At 51.1% G+C, this 21,925-nt stretch carries 15 protein-coding genes; 7 read left to right on the top strand and 8 right to left on the bottom strand.

Annotated features, from left to right (window positions below):
• Positions 1-65: 65 nt before the first annotated feature.
• A complete protein-coding gene (locus tag HY774_07145; protein MBI4748249.1) occupies positions 66-683 on the top strand; it encodes an SDR family NAD(P)-dependent oxidoreductase in 618 nt (205 codons plus the stop codon).
• A 263-nt stretch (positions 684-946) separates the two neighbouring features.
• On the opposite strand, the gene HY774_07140 is transcribed toward HY774_07145, so the two are convergent.
• The 4 genes from HY774_07140 to HY774_07125 all read right to left on the bottom strand — a co-directional run bounded on the left by HY774_07140 (position 947) and on the right by HY774_07125 (position 7,453).
• Entirely contained in the window at positions 947-1,933 is a 987-nt protein-coding gene (locus HY774_07140; protein MBI4748248.1) for a hypothetical protein, read from the bottom strand.
• A gap of 135 nt (positions 1,934-2,068) precedes the next feature.
• Positions 2,069-5,824 carry a PAS domain S-box protein gene (locus HY774_07135; GenBank protein ID MBI4748247.1) on the bottom strand — a complete coding sequence of 1,252 codons (3,756 nt, stop codon included), beginning with the start codon at positions 5,822-5,824 and terminating at the stop codon, positions 2,069-2,071.
• 186 nt (positions 5,825-6,010) lie between these two features.
• Positions 6,011-6,802, bottom strand: a complete 792-nt coding sequence (locus HY774_07130; protein ID MBI4748246.1) for a hypothetical protein — start codon at positions 6,800-6,802, stop codon at positions 6,011-6,013.
• A gap of 510 nt (positions 6,803-7,312) precedes the next feature.
• Complete coding sequence (locus HY774_07125; GenBank protein MBI4748245.1) at positions 7,313-7,453, bottom strand: hypothetical protein; 141 nt, start codon at positions 7,451-7,453, stop codon at positions 7,313-7,315.
• A gap of 126 nt (positions 7,454-7,579) precedes the next feature.
• Between HY774_07125 and HY774_07120 the strand changes: the two genes are divergently transcribed.
• Both HY774_07120 and HY774_07115 read left to right on the top strand, forming a co-directional pair.
• Positions 7,580-8,164 (top strand): sigma-70 family RNA polymerase sigma factor, encoded by a 585-nt coding sequence (locus tag HY774_07120; GenBank protein MBI4748244.1) that lies wholly within the window; start codon positions 7,580-7,582, stop codon positions 8,162-8,164.
• On the top strand, positions 8,161-11,157 hold the full coding sequence (locus tag HY774_07115) for a protein kinase (protein MBI4748243.1): 2,997 nt from the start codon (positions 8,161-8,163) through the stop codon (positions 11,155-11,157). Before HY774_07120 ends, HY774_07115 begins: the two co-directional genes overlap by 4 nt.
• Before the next feature lie 359 nt (positions 11,158-11,516).
• Here the strand turns inward: HY774_07115 and crcB are convergent, their stop codons facing one another.
• Positions 11,517-11,999, bottom strand: coding sequence for a fluoride efflux transporter CrcB (gene crcB / locus HY774_07110; GenBank protein ID MBI4748242.1), 483 nt, complete (start codon positions 11,997-11,999; stop codon positions 11,517-11,519).
• 550 nt (positions 12,000-12,549) lie between these two features.
• Here crcB and HY774_07105 point away from each other — a divergent pair.
• From HY774_07105 to HY774_07095, 3 genes are all read left to right on the top strand, one after another.
• On the top strand, positions 12,550-14,292 hold the full coding sequence (locus HY774_07105; protein ID MBI4748241.1) for a protein kinase: 1,743 nt from the start codon (positions 12,550-12,552) through the stop codon (positions 14,290-14,292).
• A 236-nt stretch (positions 14,293-14,528) separates the two neighbouring features.
• The gene (locus HY774_07100) at positions 14,529-15,137 is read left to right on the top strand and encodes a sigma-70 family RNA polymerase sigma factor (GenBank protein MBI4748240.1); all 609 of its coding nucleotides are present in this window, start codon (positions 14,529-14,531) and stop codon (positions 15,135-15,137) included.
• Between the two features lie 94 nt (positions 15,138-15,231).
• On the top strand, positions 15,232-16,212 hold the full coding sequence (locus HY774_07095; protein ID MBI4748239.1) for a hypothetical protein: 981 nt from the start codon (positions 15,232-15,234) through the stop codon (positions 16,210-16,212).
• Between the two features lie 342 nt (positions 16,213-16,554).
• Here HY774_07095 and HY774_07090 read toward each other — a convergent pair whose 3' ends face one another.
• From HY774_07090 to HY774_07080, 3 genes are all read right to left on the bottom strand, one after another.
• Positions 16,555-17,751, bottom strand: a complete 1,197-nt coding sequence (locus HY774_07090; GenBank protein ID MBI4748238.1) for an efflux RND transporter periplasmic adaptor subunit — start codon at positions 17,749-17,751, stop codon at positions 16,555-16,557.
• Positions 17,752-17,864: 113 nt separating this feature from the next.
• Complete coding sequence (locus HY774_07085) at positions 17,865-20,231, bottom strand: FtsX-like permease family protein (GenBank protein ID MBI4748237.1); 2,367 nt, start codon at positions 20,229-20,231, stop codon at positions 17,865-17,867.
• A 41-nt stretch (positions 20,232-20,272) separates the two neighbouring features.
• Positions 20,273-21,061, bottom strand: a complete 789-nt coding sequence (locus HY774_07080) for an ABC transporter ATP-binding protein (protein ID MBI4748236.1) — start codon at positions 21,059-21,061, stop codon at positions 20,273-20,275.
• A gap of 91 nt (positions 21,062-21,152) precedes the next feature.
• On the opposite strand from HY774_07080, the gene HY774_07075 reads away from it, so the two are divergent.
• On the top strand, positions 21,153-21,827 hold the full coding sequence (locus HY774_07075; GenBank protein ID MBI4748235.1) for a VOC family protein: 675 nt from the start codon (positions 21,153-21,155) through the stop codon (positions 21,825-21,827).
• Positions 21,828-21,925 lie beyond the last annotated feature (98 nt).

Genomic DNA, 21,925 nt, shown 5'->3' with positions numbered 1-21,925 from the left:
TGTCGGATTGTCAAGGAACAGATTCGGTTACAGGGCGAGGGGGTTCGGGATCTGGTGATGGAAGTTTGTGCCGCCCTTCACAATTTTCGAGTTCGGATCACACCCTGGGTTCCTATGATTTAATCGTAATAACCTTTAATGCCTGGGGTGGGTATGAACAGTATGAACACGACCAGTTTGCGGCGCCGCTTTGGAAACAACCCGTTCGTCATTGGGAAGGGATGTTTACGGCGGGGGTCCGACCAACACTTTTAACGACCCGCGAGGCCATCCGGCTGATGCTCCCGCACCAGAAAGGTTTGATCGTCAATGTGGTCGCCTGGGATCACGACAAATATTTGGGAAATGTGTTTTATGACACCGCCAAACACGCGATTAATCGCATTACATTTGGCACCAGCCGCGACCTGAAACCCTATTCAATTGCGGTTCTTTCCGTCGCACCTGGATTTATGCGCACTGAACGGGTCCAGGCTGCGGTTGGAAACCACGAAGGCTTTGATTGGAGCCAAACTGAATCACCTGAATATGTTGGCCGGGTGATCGCCGCCCTGGCCGTTGACCCGCAACTCCAGTCCAGATCTGGAAAAGTTTTTATGGCTGGTGAACTGGCCGCGGAATTTCAGGTGACGGATATTGATGGTCGGTACGTGCCCCCGTTTCTGATTCCTGAACCAGAATGAAGAACCTGGGCTTGGGCTTATGGGGCTGAAGGCTTGGGGCTGAAGATTCGCAAGCTCAGGGCTGAAGAACCGGGGTCATAAGCGCCAGGAGAAGAAAACAAAGCCCGATCTGGACAAGGGGACAAGCGGACAAGGAGAAAAATATTCTCCCGCTCCCAACGTCGGGAGGAGAATCTCCTTGTCTCCTTGTTCCCCCAACTCCTTGTCTCAAACAGGCTCAAATTTCCTTATCCTGGCGCTTATGGCCCCTCAGCCCAGTGTCTTCAGCCCTGACTCGGTTCGCTTCCATCCGCTGTGACTGCCATCGCACTTGAAAACTCAAAATCCACCAGAAAGAGGTCAGTGAATTGATCAACCAGTGCTTCATCGGTCACAAGTTCACCCAGTTCCCGATTCGTGAAAAATCCTTCATACGTGAAGGTTTGAGAACCGATGAAAAGCTGCCCATCCGCCAGGAAAGCATTTGCCGCTAAGGCATATCTGGTGTAGGGATAGGCCGGGATTCCGGCGGATTGGAGTTGTTGGATTGTCGTCTGATTTGCCGTTGAATGATCAGAAACAAGTACCCGCACGTCTACGCAACGCGTGTTCCTGGCTGAGATCAGGGCATCGGTCACATTTTCAAGGCTCATTTCTTGAGTGTAAATATAGAGAACTCGCTGAACTCCATGAATGAAGCCCAGGATCCGGGCATGGCTATTTTCGGGGGTAACCGTCAGGGCTTGAAAAGCACCGTCAACCAGGTCTTCCTGTGCCCAATCAGCGTTAAAAAGTGCCTGGGCTTCAGCCACCACTTCTGGACGCGGGTCCAAAAGCCAGAAACTTCGGCTGGCGGCGGCAGTGGTGAAATCCCCCAATCCGCTGACTGAAAAACTGGTGGTTCCAACCAGCAGCCGTGATTGGTCAAGAACCAAAAACCTGGCATTTGCCAAACTGTCCTCAGTGTCAAATTTGGCGGGTGTTGGTTTGGCCTCAATGCCTGCTGCCTGGAGGACCGGAGCATACAGGTCAAAATTCGATTCCCCAGTTCTCAGTTTCGGAGCTAACAGAACACGGACCTGAACCCCACGCTGAGCGGCGGTTTTGAGCGCGCTGAGGGCTTCCAGGTCGGTGAGTTCATCCATTTCGGCATCAATCGTTCGGGTGGCGGAGTTGATGAGATCAATAATCGGTTGGCGGCCAGTGTCAGGTTGTGGAAAGAGTTCAAGTTGTGTTGTCGGGGGCAGTGACTGATTCTCCAATTGGTCCATCGCATTCCTCGGAATTTCAAGCGGTTGAGCTGGAGTTGTTTGGGTTGGCACATTGTATTCGCTCGGAGCAAAAGGAAAAGAGGCAATGCCAGAGTCGGCTAAAATTCCCGTCAATTCTCAAATCAACAGATGACCTTATTGATTGTCGAGGCAGGTGCGAATTTCTTTTAGAATCTGGTCAAAAGAAGAGGGTTTTTGAAGGTAAACACTCCCTGCGGGCAATTGCAAATTCTGTTGTGTCCAGTTTGGATTATAACCGCTGGTGAAAATTACTTTGAGTGACGGGTTTCGCTCTCGGAGCATTTTGGCCAGTTCAATTCCATTGATCCCCTGGGGCATCACGATATCTGTCACCACAAGCTGGATTGGCTCGGGGTAATTTTCCCACATGCTCAATGCATCCACTCCATTGACAGCCTTGAGGACCCGGTACCCATATTCCTGTAACACCAGGCTCATCATGTCGCGCACCGCCTGATCATCTTCAACCAGCATAATGGTTTCTGTTCCCTGAACCTGTGACGGCTCAATGGCTTCAATCAACATTGACTCACCCAGGTGGTTGCTGGCCGGCAAGAACACCTGAACGGTTGTCCCTTGCCCAGGTTGCGAGGAAACCAGGATAAACCCTTGATGCTGTTTTACGATGCCGAAAACGGTTGCCAGCCCAAGGCCGGTGCCTTTTCCAGGCTCTTTCGTGGTAAAAAATGGTTCAAAAATGTGGGGCAGGTTCTCCGATGAAATCCCACACCCAGTATCGCTCACCAAAAGACACACATAGCGTCCCGGCATTGAATCAGAATGTAAGGCAGCTTCCTTTTCGCTGATCCAGGTGGTGGAGGTCTCAATCTTTAACTTGCCTCCAGCGGGCGTTGCATCACGGGCATTGATGACCAGATTCATCAGCACCTGATCAAGCATCCCAGCATCAGCATTGGTGATTAATGGGGCGGGGTAGAGATCAAGTTCAATTGGGACATCTTCACCCACGATGCGTTGCAACATCCGGGACAGGTTGGTAACCACTTCATTTAAATCAAGTTCTCGCGGTTCCAAGACCTGCCGCCGACTAAAGGCCAGTAATTGCCGGGTTAAATTGGCTCCCCGTTTAGCGGAAGCCACAATATCCTGCAGGATATTGTGCATATTTTGGGAAAGGTCCGGGGTTTTTTGGGCAAAGCCTGCCTGCAGCATGATTGCCCCGAGAATGTTATTAAAATCGTGGGCCACCCCACCGGCAAGTTGTCCGATGGCTTCCATTTTCTGTGACTGACGGAGTTGCGCTTCAATCTGTCGGTGTTCGGTAATGTCTTCGGCAATTCCAGCAATGCGGTACACCTGGCCGGTTGAATCCTGAATCGGAAACCCCTGGTCGCGAATCCATCGGATGGTTTCATCCGGGCGAATGATCCGGTATTCAACCACATAGCCGCCAACGGCCTGTTGTTTGAGGGCCTGCGCCACACGGTCGCGGTCATCTGGATGAATGGCCTCCATCCAGGTGCTGGGAGACTGGTAGAGGCTTTCACACGACCGGCCCCAAATTCTTTCATATCCGGGACTGATATAGAGCAAGTGCCGGGTTGAAAAATTGACCATCCAGAAGACTTCATGGATGTTTTCGACCACTTGCCGAAACCGCTCTTCGCTTTCTTGCAATGCCCGTAGTGCCGCCCGGCGGTCGGTAATATCCTGGATTTGGGCAATAAAATAACCTGGCGTCCCATCCAGATTCCACACAATCGTGCCGTTTAACTGAATCCAGATGATATGTCCAGCTTTATGAAAATACCGTTTTTCCATTTGATAGGCTTCGATTTGTCGCTCTAATAATTGCCGGGCATACCCAAGGTCGGTTTGAAGGTCGTCAGGGTGGGTAATGGTTTGAAAATCTAAGGTGAGGAGTTCTTCCCGGCTATAGCCAACCAGACGACACAGAGCTGGGTTAACCTCTAAAAATCGGCCATCTGGGGCCACGATGGCTTTTCCAATGGGCGAATGAAACATCGCGGACCGAAAGTGTTGCTCGCTCAGGTGTAACGAAGCTTCGGCTTTCAGGTGATCCTGGTAGGTTCGCAAGGCCAGAATGCCATAGGTCAGGTCAGCCGCCAGTTCGGCGAGCAGGCTGATTTCGTCATCGTCAAAGGTGTTTGGATCCGCCGAATATACATTGAGCGCGCCAAACACCTCGGTTCCATTTTTTAAGGGCACGGCCAGTGAAGATTGATACCCATGCTTGATGGCGGTTTCGCGCCAGGGTTCAACGGCTGGATCGGTCAGAAAATGATGACACACGGCTGGCTGCCCAGTCCGAATTGCAGTCCCGGTTGGTCCCCGGCCACGTGGGACATCAGCCCAGGTGATATTTGCCGTGTGAACGTAGTCCAGGCCAACTCCAGCCTGGGCCTGGGGAATGACCGAACGGCTGGCATCATGCTGGATATACCCAACCCAGGCCAATCGGTAATCTCCATTTTCTACAATCACCTGGCATACGCTTTCGAGTAGTTCAGCTTCTGTTTTTGCCCGAACCACCGCCTGATTGCAATTGCTAAGGGTGCGCAAAGCCCGGTTGACCCGTCGCAGGTTTTCCTCAGCCCGGATAAGGTCTGTAATGTCAACCTGGATTCCATCCCACAGGATTCGGCCATCAGCCAGCCGCCGTGGTGATGACGAAATTTGCATCCATCGAAGTTCATTTGGGTTTCGCCGGATCCGCAAAATGGTGCTGACCGGACTCAGGGTTTGCTCCGACTTGACCTGTGCCGCGACCAGTGCCGGACGGTCTTCCTCGACAATCAACTGGTACAGGGATGAGGAGTCCTGTAAAACCGATTCAGCCGAAATACCATTGAGGCGTTCAACCCCGGCGCTGACGTGGAGAAATCTCTTTGAGCCGTCAGGTTCAAGCAGAACCTGATAAATCATTCCATTGGGCAGGTTATCGCCCAGGGCCCTGAGCCGGAGCTGGTCTTCGCGCAATGCCTGCTCAGCCAGTTTGGTTTCGGCCAGGCTCGCTGAAAGCAGCAACCCGGTAATGGAGGCTACCCCCAAAAATAACTGCACCAGCAAAAGCTGATCCGTCAAATTTTTGCCGCCCAGTACCGGCACGGACTCAGAAACCGTGATGCCACTTATCGAAATGGCGGCCAGGAGTACCATCGCCGAGGCAACTCCCCGAGAGCCAAATCTCAGGGCCGCCCAAACCAGCAATGTCATCATGAAATAAGGGTAGGGAATAAACAAATTGCCAATTCCATGAAAAACCAGCCACGATGTCGCACACCACAAGCCGAGAAAAAGGATTGCTTCGATCAGAGGATATTTTTGTTTCCAGGTCCACGGATCGTGAAATCTGACCCAGGTTACCACCAGCGGCGTGATTAAAAGCACTCCCAGGCTGTCGGATGTCCACCAGGTCCAGTATGAAGGCCCAAACGGCACCTGGTTTGCCAGCACGGTTGTTCCGGCGCCAATGAAAGAGGTAACCGCTGTTCCCAGTGTCGCAACCCCAATCAACACAAATACTTCGCTCAGGTGAATAAAAACGATTCCAGCTCCACAAAAATAGGTTAAGACCCACCACCCCAGGATTGCCTGAAGCAGGTTGGCCGCCAGAAATCCTAAGCTCAACGCCAGTGAGCCGCTGGAAACATAATTGGAGAACAAATTGACACAACTCAGGACAACGAGGGTTGATCTCACCTGAGGCTTCGGCGTGAGCAAAAGGATTGCGAGGGCAAATCCGCTTGGGGGCCAGATCAGCGAAATATGCTGAACTGGATCTAAAAACAGAAAAGCCAGTTTATGAAACCCATGATAAACAAGCGCAATGGCCATCAGCCGGAGAGCAGTATTTGACAGCACAAGCGAGGGGAACTCTGCTTTCATAAGGCAAGCCTTTGTCTGACCGAAATGAAGAAATGGATTGACATCCCCAGGCAGGCAACCTGAATTCGGCAAGATTATATTTGAAGTTCGAAAAGGGATGATGGAGCGGGTGGAGAAGGAAAGATTACGCCAGTTTCCACGATTCAGTAAACCCTAACCTGAGTCGAGTGTAAGCGGTTGTTTGATTCAAGCGGAGGGTGAACAGGGGGTTGGGTATTTAATCCAGATGGAGGTATTTTTGGTTGTGAATTGAAGGGTGGTATGGGTTTTGTTATCAGTCGCGGAAACCGAAACATCCCGGCCTTTGAGATATTTCACTTTTGATCGGACCTTGAACCGAATTTGCCCACCAGTCAGTTCCAAAACCAGACCTTCAATCGGTGTCAGCACATACAGGTTTTTTCCGTCTTCCGATAGTCCAACCACATCGGCGTCAATTGGACTTTCCCAGGTCCGCAAAACCGTCTTTCCGGCCTCATCCACCTGATGAATTTCATTGAGCCGAAAATTGGCTGGACGCTTGAGGCGGTAGGTTTGCTGACCAGTCACCAGCTCAATTTCCTTTGCATTCACCTGGTAACACGGCAGATGAATGGCACAGCCCTGGCGGCAATTTCCATCTGGTTCAATATCAGCTAACACTTCAAAGGTAACTGGCTTCCCGTTGGTGCGTTCAAGGTGCAGCGTCCGCGAGTCAAACGAAGCAGTTGATTGTGTCCCATCCGGACAGAGATAAAAGGTGTAATTAAACCCGCGTTCAATATGCAGGGTCGTGGCAAACGAGGCGAGTTGCTCGCTGTCCGAGTTTTTCTTGTGCGCCCCCAACACTTTGACGGCGGTGTAAAACGGCAACGGGTCTATTTCAACCGGGCCTTTTTGAACCACCATTTCCCTGGCTGGAATGGGTGCGTTTACCAAAACGACAAACACCAGAGCCAAACCGGCCCCGCACAAACCTCGAAAAGAAATTCGATCCATAAATTCCCTCTGTCGTTTCCGAGCGCACTCGTGATTTTTGGTAAGAAGTGCGGAATCAGTCAAATTCTGATCCTGGCCAGCATCCAAAATACTGACTTTTCATGGTGTCATACCAATTTGGGGTCAGGGTATCGGGGTCAGGGGTCAGGGAAATACAATTTTTTCAATAATTTAACCTTGCCGGAATACGGTGGGTTCATTCCAAAATGGTATCATTTTTCATAGCACAGACAAATTTACCACAGGAAAAAATCGTCCGGCATGATGTCTTTTCTTACTTTTTTACGCGTTAATTAGCATACCTTTTTGGGCCAAAGAATATCAGGTAAAAAACTAAAAACCAAAGGAAATACAGCTCTATCAATAATTTAACCTCTTGCTCATACAAAAGGATTCTTCCAAAATGGTAGAATACCAGTTCGTAGTCAGGAGTCAGGAACGCCAGTGAAGAGTTGAAAAATGAGCGGATTTGAACCCGCGAAGCGGGTGGCAGGCAGGTAGCCCAGGGTTTTAACCCTGGGAAAACGTCGCCTTCTCACCCCCGCCCGGCCAGCCGCCGCCGTAGGCGGCTGGCCGGGCGGGGAAATTTGGATTGGAGATGACCCGCATCTGGTGGTGGCGCGTCCAAAGCGACGTTGACCACCGGCTCACCTGACTCCATCCCAACGGGGATGAAAACCAAAAAACACTTCAATCCTTCACTGGCATTACTGGCTACTGACGATTCCACCAACTTCAACCTTCACCAATCTCAATCCTGAATTGAAAGGGGCTCGCATGAACCAGATCCCTGATGTGACTCAATTGCTTATCAACTGGAATAATGGCGATCAGGAGGCCCTGGATCGCTTGATTCCACTCGTCTATGCCGAGCTTCATCGGCAGGCCAGGCGCTATATGAAAAATGAGGGACCGGGCCATCTTCTTCAAACAACAGCACTTATCAACGAAGCCTATCTTCGGTTGATTGACCAGAAAGTCCGCTGGCAAAACCGGGCGCACTTTTTTGCGATTGCCTCACAGATGATGCGGCGGATTCTGGTGGACTATGCCCGGAAACGGATTTGCGACAAACGAGGAGGCAATTTGGTTCAGGTCCAGCTTGATGAAGTCAATACCCAGGTTCAACTGTGTATCGCCGATATCATCGCGGTTGATGAGGCGTTACACCAGCTCTCCCAACTCGATCCCCGTCGGGCTCAGGTTGTCGAACTGCGGTTCTTTGGAGGACTCAACACCGAAGAAATTGCGCAGGTCCTCAATATTTCCTCGATCACGGTGTTGCGTGATTGGAACCTGGCGCGAGCCTGGCTGGTAATGACCCTCTCTGACAACTCGATGGCTTCTTTGCTGAAACAATGACACCTGAACGCTGGAAACAAATCAGTCATATTTTTCAAATCGCCCTGACCCTGCCCGATGGAAATTGGAAAGGGTATCTCGATCAGGAATGTGGTCAGGATAGTGATCTGAAACTGCAAGTTCAAAATTTACTGGATGCCTTTTACCAGCCCAGCCACGTGCTGGATAGTCCAGCACTTCAAATAACCGGCCACCTGACGGCCAGCGATACCATCGAGTTGTTTCCAGGTCAGGTCGTGGGCTCATTCCGGATTCGGCAACTGGTTGGTTCAGGCGGCATGGGTGAAGTCTATCTGGCTGAGGATACACGTCTCAGGCGCAAAGTCGCTTTAAAAATCCTTTCCTCAAAACTGACCCGAGACAAAGAATTTGTTCGACGCTTTCGCCGGGAAGCACAGATTATTTCAACCTTTAACCATCCAAATATTGTGACGGTATATGAGTTTGGCGAAAGCGATACGCTGCACTTCATCGCAACGGAATACATCGAAGGCGAGACCCTCAGAAAACGGATGACAAGTTCACCGCGCGCCCTGGATCAGATGCTGGATGTGATCATACAGGCCGGGGCCGCGCTGGCCGCTGCTCACAAAGGAAATATTGTTCATCGTGACATCAAACCTGAAAATATAATGCTTCGGACCGATGGGCTGGTCAAAGTTCTGGATTTTGGGCTGGCCAAAAGCACCAGTGGGTTTATGGGACATTCCCCAACCGACGAAACCGGAACCACGCCTTCAACGATCAGCACCATCGTTACCACGCCGGGCATGTTGATCGGAACCATCCATTATATGTCGCCAGAGCAGGTTCGCGGCCTTCAGGTGGATGCCCGGTCAGATATCTGGAGCTTCGGGGTCGTGCTGTATGAAATGTTGACTGGCCGATTACCGTTTGCCGGTGAGACCCCAAGCGACATCATTGCCGCAATATTGAAAAGTGAGCCGGAAATCCCAGTTGATCAGTCAACTGACATCCCGGCCTGGATCTGGCCCATTCTCCGCAAAACACTGGCGAAGGAAGCTGACAAACGCTATCAAACGATTGAAGCTGTCCTGGAAGACCTTCAATCCGCGCCCCTGAGTCACGAACCAAAACTGGAAGGTGAAGGGCACCTGCCGTCACCTCAAAAAACGCTCCACGATCAGCCGCCATTCAAAAATGAAAAACCCCAGAATCTGTGGCTTACCACCCGCAGATTCTTTGCCAGAGATGTTTTGCCACAAACGACTCTTCTCCTGCTGGTGGCTGGGCTGGCGACCTGTGGGATCCTGATTGGCAACCGTGGGTCCTGGTTTTTCGAGTCTCCCCCCAGGGTTCAACCCAATCAGTTGCCGCTCTTCAACCAGATGACGGTCAGAGGACTCACCACGTCGGGCAATATTGCCGATACCGCCATTTCACCCGATGGGCAATTCGTCGCCTATGTCACCCGCCAAAAAGTGGGCCAGACCATTCACCTTCGGCACATGTCCACCAATACCGACACGGAATTGATCCAGGCCAGCGATGCCGATTTACGCAATTTGAATTTTTCACGTGATGGAACGGCTCTGTATTATGTTGGGTACAAGAATCATTTCGGAACACTCAACCGGATCAATTTGCCTGGTGGTACCGTCCAGACTATCGCTTCTGAAATTTTCAGTGGGGTTGGTTTTTCACCTGATGGAACCCGCATCGCGTTTATTCGCTCTAACATAGACACCGGTTCAGATCAATCGTCACCGTATGAATCGCTGGTGGTGACTGACATCAATGGATCGCACGAACATCACATTGCAACCAGCAGCCCAACCTCTTTTTTTTATGAAAAAATCAACCTTGCCTGGTCGCCTGACGGGACCGAAGTCGCCTGTATTACCAGTGAAATTCAAGGTGACACCCAGTATCAGACCCTGGTCGCGATTCATATAACCACCGGTCTCCGCCGGAAACTGGTCAACTACCCCTGGGGAGAACTATTTGGAGTTGTATGGCTATCGGATGGGACACTCATTGTGAGCGCCAACGAACAAAGCCAGACCCAGGCTTCACCAACCCAGCTCTGGCTGGTCGCTGCTGATGGAACCGTCGAGCGCATCACCAACGATTTAAATACCTATTCGAGCCTGGGAGCAACCGCCAGTGGAAACATGCTGGTGGCGGTGGAGCAAAAACGCCTGTCCAACCTCTGGACAGTACCCATGGCCGATTTGTCTCAAGCCAGGCAGGTACTGCCAGCTTCAGGGATCGAGTCGGTTGATTTGATGCCCGAAGCCATTGTGTACACCTTACTCGATAGCGGCAACTATGATATCTGGATTATGGATGCCGAGGGAAAGAACCAAAAACAACTCACCGAAAATCAGGGCTTGAACTACACCCCGGTGATCACGCCCGATGGTCGGACCATCGTATTTGGGTCCAATCGTTCCGGAAGCTCGAATCTCTGGCGAATGGATATTGACGGCGGAAATGTCAAACAATTAACTCATGGGTCAAAGTACATCTGGGAACATGTAGTCTCGTTTGACAGCAAATGGGTTTATTTCAATCAGTTTGATGGAAAAATCCCGACAATTTGGAAAGTAGCGCTTGACGGCGGCCCTCCGATACAGGTGACGTTTGAACCTTCCGTCAATGTCAAAACCTCCCGACGGGATGGCACGATTGCGTTTCAAAAGTTTGCGTATCAACCCAGTCAGACCCGCAAGGTCGTCATTATGCCGCCTGACGGGAGTTTAGCCAAAACGGTTGAACTGCCTGCGACGGCCTTGTCCCTCCTGAATCTGCATTTCACACCGGACGGACGCTCCCTGGCATTTCTGGACAATCGGGATGACGGGGGCAATGTCTGGGTTCTCCCACTGGATGGTATGAGCAAAGCCAGGCCGTTGACTCATTTTCAGACCGAGAAAATCTTCTTTTTTGATTGGTCATCAGATGGAAAAAACCTGATTCTTCTGCGTGGGACCCAAATGAATAATGTGGTGCTTCTGAGCAAATCCTGAGTGTTTGGAATTTTAGAGGTGTTTGATTTTTTCGTGGGGTTCGTGGTTCAAACTGTCCTGGAATTTTCGGTCAGACACTTAGGGAGTCGGATGGAAATATCATACCACCAGGGTTCAGGGTTCAGGGTTCAGGGTTTAGAGCAAGATAATCCAGTTTGAGCGGTATACCATTTGGGGCTGAGGGTACCGGGCTAAGGGCTGAGGGAAATACAATTTTTTCAATCATTTAGCCTTCCTGTAATACAATACCTTCATTCCAAAATGGTAGTACCTACTGGTTCCCCAGTCCTCAAACCCTGAACCCTGAACCCTGAACCCTGAACCCGATTTCAGTGGGATTTTATTTTCTTCCGGATCCCTTACGATTCTTCCTCACTTTGAAGCTCAGGCAGGACCGGCAGCACCACGGGGTGAGAAAACTCGCTAACCGTCGCGGCAATTCGGGCCGGGAAAGCTCCAACCACTCGTTTTGCCAGGTACATTCCAAACCACACGGCGGCAAAGCCGACGGCCACACTCAGGGCGACATACACCGCCGCCCGCATGATATCGCGGACGGCCACCAGTGTAGCTGTTTCAAATTCAAAGGTTGAAAACGTGGTGTAGGCGCCGACAAACCCAACCGCCACCGCCAGCCTGAAGTTGGGATGCACCGGAAATCGGTCGGCAATCAAGGTCAAAAAAAAGCCCAGAATAAACGACCCGGTGATGTTAATCACAAAGGTGGCCGTCGGAAACGGTGCCCCCCAGCGTGAAAGCGCCGTCGTACCAAGGTAATAGCGAACCATTGACCCAATCGCTCCGCCCACGGCAATCGCCAGATATTTCCAGAGTGTTTCCATAACACGTCTCCTCAACTGCTGAAAGTAATACCAGTTTGTAGTCAGTAGTTCACTAAGTTTATTTGATTGAATTACTTGACTGTTTTCTAATACTGAGGATTCCATTGCAAATTGGTATAGCAGGAGTCATCAACTCTGGAAAAACAGAGTGGTTATCGGCGAACCCCATCGCCATCAAAAAAGTGTACCCTTCAAATTGGAACGTTCACCCAAAGATACCCTCTGGCCTTTCTGGGTGCAATCGGTTCTGTCGCTCAATTTCCACCACTATCATCCAAATGCTATAGATTTTCACAAAAAGGTTCAGCGTATCGTCTTTCGACGAGAGCGTTTTTCTTGCCTCGCACCCGGCACGCTTGACGCGTGAAGGTGTTTCTCATTTGGAATCTGGCTCAAGTGAGCCAATGCACCCAATATTTACCCAAATTGGGAAATGCGCTATCTTGTTGGGGCTTCCTCCACAGATTGCCGACAATCAGTTCAACAGTCTCTCAATCCAGTAACCTGTTTCCTGAATTCCGTTGGTTACTTTATCGATCCACTCGATCCCATGGAACCAATCAATTTATTCAAAAACAGCCTCAATACCATTCCTGAAAACCTTCGCAATGAATATTTTCAGGAAGTGCTTTTTATTTATTTCAATCGGTTTCGAATCTTTTCAGTATTCTGTCTGGTTGTTTTTATTCTGCTCCTGATCTTTTTTGATTTTCTCAACGTCTTCAAATTGCCTCTCGGCCCGCTCCATACCACATTTACCGGCCTCCATATCCTTTCCATTGTTGTCTTTTCAGGGTTTTTACTGCTGGACTGGTTCAAAAAACCAGACTCGCCACATGATTTTCAACCACACCACAGAAACGGGCTTCTGGCGGTGTTTACCTTCGCGGTTGTGGCGGCTCATATTTCATTTCTCATTTTTTTAATGCAGCGTGGAAATCCACTGATCTATTTTATGGGGTTAATGTTTCTCATTGTCGGCTTTCCCTGGATTGATAAATTTCCCCTTCTTCCGTTCCTGCTGACCTATCTTTATTTTTTTGTATCAAATTTCTTTTATCTCAAAGCCCAATCGGTCGTTGAAATAAACACCATGGGGCTGGTTGCCACCAGTTTAGCCTATATCTTTGCCCGGACAGTGACAGAGCTTCGGGTTCAGAATTTCCTCGACCATAAAACCATTCAGCGCCAGACCCAGGAACTCAACCAAAAGGTTGAGGAACTCAGTGCCGCCCATCGTGATGTGGCTGAGAAAAATGAGAAACTGGACCACCAAATCCAGGAAGTAAAACGGGTCAATCAAGAACTGGTGGCCTCGCAGCAACAAGCCAACCGGATTTTTTCAGCCCTGGCTGAAGCACTCCCCGGGACCGTGTTGGACGAAAAATACCGGCTGGATGAAAAAATCGGCGCAGGTGGATTTGGCGTGGTGTTTCGGGCAACGCATTTGAGGCTCAATCGTCCGATTGCGGTCAAGGTTTTTCGTCCGCCTCCGGGAAATGACTCTGCCGAGGCCGTCGAACGATTTCGTCTGGAAGGGGTTTCCACTTCCCGGATTAACCATCCCAACGCGGTTGCGGTGCTTGACTCCGGAATTTCCACCGACGGCATCGCCTATCTGGTGATGGAGTTATTGCACGGGCATTCGCTGGCGGATGAATTAAAACAAACCCCATCGCGGTCACTTCAGACCTGCATTCAATGGATGATACCGGTGTGTCAGGTGCTGGCCGAAGCCCACCGCCTGGGCATCATCCATCGCGACATCAAACCGCCCAATGTCTTCCTTCACCGAACCAAAGACGGCGAGATCGTCAAAGTCGTTGATTTCGGCATCGCCAAGCTTTCCGCTGAAGATACCGGTGACAAAATCAATCAGCTCACGGCAACTGGAAGCTTCATTGGAACATTGACTTACATGGCTCCAGAGCGAATGAGTCCGCAGCCATACGATGGGAAGGTTGATGTGTATAGCGTCGGAGTGATGATGTATGAACTCGTCTGCGGGAAAGTCCCGTTCCCGTTGACTGCCGGAGGGGTTTACGGCGTGATTATGAAACATCTCAATGAAATGCCGCGTCCGCCACGTGAAATCACACCCACTATCCCCGTGGAACTCGAAGCCCTGATTTTGCGGACACTCGATAAAAACCCGGACCAGCGGCCCACGGCAGGTGAACTGGCCGAGGCACTCACCGAGCTGGCCTCTCAGTTGCCGGAATCAACCTTTGAACTCTCGGCGCCGAAAAAACCGGAAATCAGCATTGGTGAACAAGACACGTTGACCCTGTGACGGTGGGATTCAAGGGTGACCACCTCTTTTCAAAGCAAGTCGAAACCCAGTGACTCCGTCACATTTGAAGAATGGTATTCCTTCCCGCGCAGGCACTGCGGAAAGCACAACTCAATGTATTGAAACAAAGGCAATGGAAACCTCCTCGTGAGTGGGCGGTTGTCCAATTGCACGGTGATTGGTGATAACCCGAGCGTCTTCCCCAACCATCAAAAGGTCAAATGGAAAAAGAGAGTTTGCCGCGATCTCCATCCCCCATCACGAGCCAGGAGGCATTTGCCCGACTCTTAAGCCTGCTTGGGCCCGATCAGGTCCAGGCCGAACGGAACTATGACCTCCTGCGACAAAAACTGGTTTCGTTTTTCGTGAACCGGAATTGCTCGGAGCCGGAAGAATACGCCGATGAAACCTTTAGTCGCGTGCTGAAACGGTTATTGGAAGGCGAAATCATTCGGACTGACACTCCGTCCAAATACTTTTTCAGTGTTGCCTATAACCTTCTCAAAGAACACTGGCGGCGAGTTGAAAAAGCCCCGGAATCACTTGAAGATCAGGTGCCAGGCAACCATCCTGCCGTTAATCCATACCACCTTGAAAAAGAACAGGAGCAACGATCTGACCATGAAGCCTATTTGGAGTGTTTAGAGCACTGCCTTGAAACATTTCCACCTGAAACCAGGGAATTGATTCTTGAATATTATATGGAAGCTGGTGGGGCTGGGATTGAGCGGCGCAAACAGCTTGCTAAAAGGTTTGGCATACAGGTCAACAATTTACGCATTCGGGTTCTGCGGTTGCGCGAAAAACTGGAAGCCTGTGTCCGAAAATGCCGGGAAAAGGTGTAACGAATTTGATTTTCCGGCACTTCCTTTTGCACCTGCCCTTTCCCTAAGCCACATTCATCAGATCTCATTATTCAATCACTGAGGAATAAAAATCATGAGCACCGTTGACCCCCATTCCAGGGATTTGGTCAAATACCTGCTTGGGGAACTTTCCGAATCTGAGCAAACTGCTTTCGAAGAGCGATTCTTTGATGACGACGAACTGTACCAGGTTCTGTGTGTGACGGAGGATGAGTTGATTGATCAGTATGTGACCGGTCATCTTCCCCAGGTTCAGCGCCCGCTCTTTGAACAACGTTTTCTGACCAATCCACACCGACGGGAACGGGTTGAGTTTGCCAGGGCGCTTCATGAAAAAGCGGGGAAGCATCGAACCCAACAGCCGTCAGCAGCCCAGAGTCCTTCCTGGTGGCGGCGATTGCGTGAGCGATTGAATCTTTCTGAAGTGGGATTTCCCCAATTCGCGTTTGCGGCAGTGATGCTGGGGTTGCTGGTGGGTTCGACTTTGGTGGTGATGGACAACCGACGAATGCGAACTGAATTGGAACATTTCCGGTCTGAGAACGCTGCCATCCAGCAGCAAACCGCAGCTTTAACCCGCCAAATTGAGGAACGTGTCACACAGGCTGAGCATTTGAATGAAGAATTAGCCCAAACACGAGCCTTGAATTCACAACTGGAGCAAAAACTGAATGAACTAAAGCCAGCCGTTGTCCAAAAAGTGGCGGAAGCAGTTATTTCGTTTGTACTGAAAGCGGGAACCCTTCGCGATGAGGGAGAGAGTCAAAAAATCACCATCACCAAAACGAACGCAACAGTGGTTTTAAAGCTCCAGCTCCTCGCCAACATGACAGCACCTTCGTATAAAGCAACTCTCACCACCGTGAATGATATGAATTTGGATCAGTTCATCTGGTCAGCCGCCAGCCTGAAACCCCAAAGTTCAGGCTCCAAAAAATATGTCAATTGTCAGATTTCAGCCAAATTGCTCAAACCGGATGATTATATTTTAACCCTGACCGACAGTTCAGACCCGGAGGGCGAAAGCGCTGACTATTCGTTTGCGGTTAACTAATATCAGTTTGTAGTCAGTAGTCAGTAGTCAGTAGTTCACTAATACTACAGCGAGGTTTCGGTTTTAACCTGCGAAGCGGGTGATGGCTCGTAGCCCAGGTGGAGTCTTCGAAACCCTGGGTTGACGGTCATTCCCAATTTCTCCCGCCCCACCGGCAACCGCCTACGGCGGCGGCTGGCCGGGCGGCGCCAATCTGGAACTGACCCGCATCCGGTGGTGGCGCGTCCAAAGCAACGCTGACCACCGGCTAACCTTACTCCATCCCAACGGGGATGAGGACCAACAACCACTTCAACCCTTAATTCGCATTACTGACTACTGACTGATATCACTTGACTGACATCACTGTTTGTTCGCCACTTCAACCAGTGTTCCATCTTGCAATTGATTTGATGGATGAAGCACCACGAACGTTCCAGGCAAAAGCCCGTTCAGAGCCTCAGCTTCAAAGGTATTGCGATGACCAATTTCAATCTGGCGACGAATGACTTTTCCGTCTTCGACCACAAACACCGCCCAATTGGTTCCAACTCGAAACAGGGCACTGGCCGGGACTTTGGCCACATTTGAATTTTCCCAGATCACGATTGAAGCTTCGACCCGATAGCCGTCACCGAGTTGGGATTGAGGCTCCTGAAAATCAGCAATCACATTGACGCGTTGCTCTTCGACCCCGAGCGCCGAAATTTTGGTAAAAGCCGATGGTTCAATCAGTCGAACCTGGGCTTTGAGGCGTGTTTCATTTCCCCAACCACTGATGGTCACGGGTGTTCCCGGAAGAATTCTCACGGCATCGGTTGAAAGTACATCAATGACAATTTCAAGATTTGAAGGGTTGCTGATTTCAACCAGTGGTGTTCCAGCGGTCACAATGCGTTCGCTTTCTTCAATCACCCGCAACACTTTTCCAGCCACGGGTGACCGGACTTCAATTGGCAGGCCGGCTTTTATTTCACGAGTGGGCTTCAATGCCAGCAACGCGGCTTTGGCGACATTCACTTCAGCTTCGGCGGCCTTCACTCTAAAGGCTGCTGCCTCAACTGCTTTGGAAGCAGTCTCAACCCCAAGTCGTAATCGCTCGACTTCCTGTGGAGCAACATCACCGGTGGTTGCCAGTTTTTCAGCGCGGGCCAGTTCACGCCGGGCCTGTTCGACCTCAGCCGTTACGTGGGCCTGATTGGCTGCTGCTTCGCGAACCAGGGCTTCGGCAGCCACCACCCGACTGGTGGCTTGAGCCGTTTCACGTGGATCAAGCGGCGAAAGCGGGAGTGGGTCAATGTTGGCAACGACTTGTTGTTGAGTCACTTGATCGCCCCGGCGAAGCCCAATCCGCAGCAATCGGCCTCCGACTGGCGAGCCAATCACAAAGCGATCCCGAACGCGCGTTTTCCCTTCGGCATCAACGGTGACCGTAAGGGATCCCCGCGTCACCTGACTCACTTCGACCTTGATCGGCGTGGGACGTGTGCCCCACCAGATCGCCCACCCAAGAGCCAAAACCACCATTCCGAATACCAGTTTGCTTCCGAGGTTTTTCATATGAGTACCTGTTTGGGTGACTGGGAAAGACAAAAAGGACAAAAAAGACTGAAAAGACCAAAAGGACTAAAATTCGAAGCTCCTGAACCCTGAACCCTGAACCCCGAACCCGCTTACTCTCGTGTTTTCAACACCGCAATCAAATCCAGTTTGCGAATCCGCCACCTGACAAACAGTCCAGACAAAAAAGCGGCCAGCGCCACGATCAAAAAGGCAGCCACATAGGTCTCGCTATTGATCACGAGCGGCATCCGGTAGAGTTCGGTGTTGAGTCGGTGTGGAATCCAGGCGCAGACCCCAAATCCGATGGCACACCCAAGGGGAATTCCCGTCAACGTCAAGACTGCCTGTTCTCCAAGCAACATAAAGCTCACTTCGGATTGAAGAAAGCCAAGCACCCGCAGACTGGCCAGTTCACGACCGCGTTCAGAAAGCGCAATCCGGGCGCTGTTATAGACAATGCCAAAGGCAATCACACTCGCAAACACAATCAACATGGTGGTTGAAACTGCCATATTTTGTTGGATTGTGTTGTGAATACTTTCAATTTCGACATCCCGCAACCCGACACCACTCACCGCCGGCATGCGTTTGAGTTCGGCATAAAGTTGATTGATCCGGAGCTGGTCAACTTTCAGATAAGCTCCTGAAACCGTGGTGTCTTCTCCCAGCAATTGCATGAGTGACCGGACATTCATATAGGCTGAAAGTCCAAGGAGTTCATCCACCAGCCCGGAAACTGGAATGCTGGTCATCGCGCGGCGACCTTCGAGGATTTCAACCGTGAGCACATCACCTGGAAGAACATTGAGAATTTCAGCCAGCTTTTTGGTCAAAACCACGCCTTCCGGCGGAATCGGCTGGATATTGAGATCTTTATCAACCAGACACCGGAGTTCGCTGTCCGGCTGCAAGCCCAAAATCGCGACCCGGCGCGAGTAATGCTGAAATCGTAATCTGACCGGAACTGCCCGAAACGGCTCGGAACGTAGCACGCCCGGCAATCGCTCCAGTTCGTGGATCACCCGTGGTGGACGAACTTCATTGAAGGAAACCGTCACATTTTGACGCTGGACAAATTCATATTGAACTTTCATCAAATGATTGAAGGCATCAAAAAAATACATGCCAATCACCAGGATCGCGACTGAAACCGCCACGCCGAGCACCGAAAGAAATGCTTTGACCGGGCGGCGCTCAATATTTCGAAGAATCATCCGAACGGCTGGTGAAAACAGGTTGTTAATGCCGGTTTTATCCAGCCAGCCCTGTTTGAAGACGGCTGGTGGTTCGGGGCGCATGGCTTCTGCTGGGGGAATAGCCACCGCGCTACGCAACGCACTCACCACACTCAGGCTGGCCGTGACAATCGTGATCAAAATGGCAAACGCAAAGAGTTCGGGGCTGGCTTCGTAGCGCAGAAAGGGGAAGTGATAAAACATGGCGTAGAGTTCAGTCAGCTTGTTCCCAAGGTACATTCCGCTCAGCGTTCCAAAGATCACCCCACCCCACACCGGCACGAGCGCCAGCTTGAGGTAATGCACCCCAATCGTGAAATTGCGGTATCCGAAGGCTTTTAAAATGGCAATCTGGTTGCGTTCGATATTGACCAGTCGCGACAAAATGATGTGGAGCAGAAACGACGCCACGCTCAAAAAAATCAATGGAATGATCGTGCTGCTAAACTTGTTCTGTGCAATTTCATCCGAGATAAACCGGTTTGATGTCTGTTCGTCCCGGCCATACGCCCCAAGGCCGCCGTAGGTGGTCAGCAAAAGATCCAGTTGGGCAATCACTTCCGGCTCCGAAGCCTGCGGCGATAATCTGATCGCCACATCATTGAACGCCCCATCCAGATTAAACGCCATCGCCAGAACTTCGTGGCTCATCCACAAGATTCCAAAGCGTTTGTTGTCCGGGAAAATCGAGCCTCCGCCTCTGACTTCATAAATGTATTCAGGTGACAGCGCAATTCCGACAACTCGAAGTGGTCGCAACCGACCATTGATGACGGCTTTGAATGAATCCCCCACCTGAAACTGATTGGCATTGGCAAAGGCTTCACTGGCAATGACTTCATCCGGATGATCGGGCTCGATATAACGCCCCTGGCGCAGAAACAGGTCATTGAGCATCCTGGTCTGGCGGTCTGGAATTGACACCAGCCGTCCGGTTGCCGGTTCGGCCAAACCCGGCAGGTCCAGTGTCACTTCCATCACAATCCGTGTTCGAACCGATGCCACACCGGGAATGGCTTCAATTTGAGCTGCCACTGTATCGGGTGCCCGTTTGAGTTGGGCAAACACATCAGCAAACCGAAACTGATCATAGTAGGCTTGCTGGGTATGGAGCAGGGAAAAATAGGTGCTTCCCATCGAAACAAACGCCGACACGCCACACGCCACCACCAGCGCAATGGCAATCAATTGCCCTCGAATATGCGCCAGGTCCCGAATAAGTTTGCGGTCAAGCGTTGCCATATAATTTTGGAGTGCGGCCTACTTGACGCCGCTTTATTGCCTTACCAAATCAGGTCCGCCGGATGTTTCTTGACCTGATTAGTCGTAATTTCAACGATTTCGCCGCTGCGCATCCGCACCACGCGGTCAGCCATTTCGGCAATGGCGGCATTGTGAGTGATGACGGCAGTGGTGGTGCCAAGGTCACGGTTGACCTGTTCGATGACTTCGAGCACCAGCTTTCCGGTCTGGTAATCGAGTGCCCCGGTGGGTTCGTCACACAGCAACACTTCAGGTCGTTTCGCAATGGCCCGGGCAATCGCGACGCGTTGTTGCTCACCACCGGATAACTGAGATGGAAAATGGTGAAGTCGCTCTGATAAACCCACCAGCGCCAGGGCATCACTGGCGGGCATCGGGTGCGCGGCGATTTCAGTGACCAGTTCGACGTTTTCGAGCACCGTCAGGCTTGGAATCAGGTTGTAAAACTGAAAGACAAAGCCAACGTGGTCGCGTCGAAACCGGGTTAATTCCGCATCGTTGTGGACGGTCAAATCGTGGTCACGGTAGACGACTTCACCACTGGTCGGGGGGTCCAGCCCGCCCAGAATATTGAGCAGCGTTGATTTGCCGCTCCCTGATGCCCCAAGCAGTACCAGCAGTTCGCCTTCATACAGATCAAGATCAACATGGCGCAGGGCATGAACTTCGACTTCGCCCATGTGATAGACCTTGCACAGGTTACGGGCGCGAAAAACAGCTTCGCGCTGGTTGGGCGGCTCAACCAAAGCCACCGAAGGCACATTTTCTTGGTCAAGGATTGATGTCGAGAGTACAATGCCGCGCGTCATAGGTGAAATTCCCCACCTTTTAAAATAACAAGACGTTGCATTCTCAGGTGCAAACGTCATTCCATCCGTTTTCCGGCAAGCGGGAGATTTCATGTTTGAAGGATTTGAACTTGATCATTTTTTTGTGTGTTCTGAGCGCAATCAGGCCATTGTTCCTTACCTCGAAAATCTGGGGCTAACCTTTGGCGCCAGCCGAATGCACCCTGGACAGGGCACCACCAATACCTGTTTCTTTTTTGATAATGCCTATTTTGAAATTCTCTGGCCGCACAACGAACAAGAACTCCTTTCCGAGAAGGTCCGCAAGACGCGGCTCTGGGACCGGCTCCATTGGAAAAAGACAACCGCCTGTCCGTTTGGGATTGCGATTCGACCAACCGGAAATGTTGATTGGAGAAATCATTTTTCCACCTGGGATTACGACGCTCCCTTTCTGCCGCCTGGCACCTGTATTCCGGTGGCAACCCAACCTGACACGCTCAATGAGCCGCTGATTTTTCTGATTCCAGGATCAGTTCCTCCGGCTGGTGAACCGCCGGAACTTCGTCCACCGCTTGAGCATCTGGGAAAACGGCGCAAAATTACCTGTCTGGATTTGATATTGCCTATAGAAGAATGCTCTTCAGCGCTGAAAAAGCTGGTCGAGTGGGGAATTGTTCGCTATCAACAGGGAACTGAGTATTTCCTGAAAGTTGGCTGGGATTTTGAGATTGAAGCGCAGGAATTAGACTTTCGCCCACTGCTGCCAATGTCGGTTGCCTGGTGAGTTGGGGGTTCCGGGTTCCGGGTTCCGGGTTCCGGGTTCCGGGGTCCGGGTTCCGGGTTTTCGAATTTGGCGCGGCTCAAAGCAGCAGCCTCTACTTT

Source organism: Acidobacteriota bacterium, from assembly GCA_016208495.1.
GTDB lineage: Bacteria > Acidobacteriota > Blastocatellia > Chloracidobacteriales > Chloracidobacteriaceae > JACQXX01.
The sequence above is the reverse complement of the archived record's forward strand: the minus strand, read 5'-3'. Positions and strand labels throughout refer to the sequence as shown.